This window comes from Vibrio sp. 2134-1 (genome assembly GCF_033339495.1).
This window is the reverse complement of record NZ_JAWOUS010000554.1, coordinates 1-640: the sequence shown is the minus strand read 5'-3', so window position 1 is coordinate 640 and position 640 is coordinate 1. Positions and strand designations below refer to the sequence as shown.

At 41.2% G+C, this 640-nt stretch carries 1 protein-coding gene; it reads left to right on the top strand.

Features of this window, described 5'->3' with window-relative positions; translation table 11 throughout:
• Positions 1–342: 342 nt before the first annotated feature.
• The coding region (locus R7R78_RS27185; RefSeq protein WP_042768083.1) for a DUF535 family protein at positions 343–640 on the top strand (298 nt) is incomplete at its 3' end.

Sequence of the window (640 nt, the reverse complement as noted above, 5' to 3'; positions counted from 1 at the left end):
TCATTCATGAACTTGTTTTCGAGAAGCTCACTGTACAAACGATGCACGGTTTCAACGAGCAAGAAAAACTATCGCTGCGCGTAAGAAAAAATGACGCCACGCGGCAAAGTGTCCTGACACTTCCTTACTCACTCATACAATACCTGCCGTGGTTTTTCTCTTAGAATCCCGAACAAACGAACACTGTTCAAAATTAATTTTGAGTACGTTGGAATCAGCAAGAACACACCTCCTATTTATGCCTTGTGCATCTCTCCATTTTCGTGTTCCTCGCTGTTATTTCTCGTGCTGTTAAAACAGAACCCCAGTTAAGACAAGCTCTTAAGTGAGTCGGGAGTGAAAATGACTGCAAATAAATCCATTTTTGATCATACTAAAGTGATCTATGCTGATGAGTACGCCAACACCTATAACCCTATTTGGGTGTATAGAATGAAGTTCATCATGCGTGCGCTTTACTACAAACGAGCATTCAAACACCTTGCGAACAACATTGAATCGTCTTTGTTAGACATGCTTTGTACGCGTACACACCGATTCCTAGAAAAACCGTTTCGCCCGTACATCATTAAGAATAACTCTGCTTTTGATCGCTCCAACTTGGTGGTTGATCACTACAAAACGATTTCAGAACTGCTTT